Source organism: Methylobacterium sp. WL18 (genome assembly GCF_008040015.1).
Classification (GTDB): domain Bacteria; phylum Pseudomonadota; class Alphaproteobacteria; order Rhizobiales; family Beijerinckiaceae; genus Methylobacterium; species Methylobacterium mesophilicum.
The window spans coordinates 1-444 of the sequence record NZ_VRVD01001340.1 but is presented as its reverse complement, the minus strand read 5'-3'; the positions used below and the strand labels follow the sequence as shown (position 1 = coordinate 444).

Annotated in this window: 1 pseudogene; it reads left to right on the top strand. The window is 76.6% G+C overall.

The features are described from left to right. Positions 1 to 20: 20 nt before the first annotated feature. Positions 21 to 444: pseudogene (locus tag FV228_RS32645) on the top strand (molybdopterin oxidoreductase); the annotation flags it as partial.

Genomic DNA, 444 nt, shown 5'->3' with positions numbered 1-444 from the left:
TCGCGGCGCAGATCGCCCGGATGCGGGCCGCCTACCCGGAGCTGCGCTGGTATGTCGGCGCCGGCGCCGGCCGCGACGCGATCTACGAGGGTGCCCGCCGGGCCTACGGCCGGCCGCTGGAGACGCGGCCCGATTTCGATCGGGCGCGCACCATCGTGTCCCTGGACGGCGACTTCCTCGACCTCGGCCCAGGCCAGGTCGGCCTGTCGGGGCGGTGGAGCGCGGCCCGTCGTGCCGCCTACGCCGAGGGCCGCCTGCTGACCCTCCACGCCGCCGCCCCGACCCCGACCCTCACCAGCGCAAAGGCGGATCACGGCGTCCCCGTCCCGGCCGGACGCCTCGAAGACCTGGCGCGGGATCTTTTGGCGGTCGCTGCAGGCGCTGGGGCGCCGGCCGGCGACGATCCGGTGTCCCGCTGGACGAGGCGCGCCGCCAAGGCCCTCA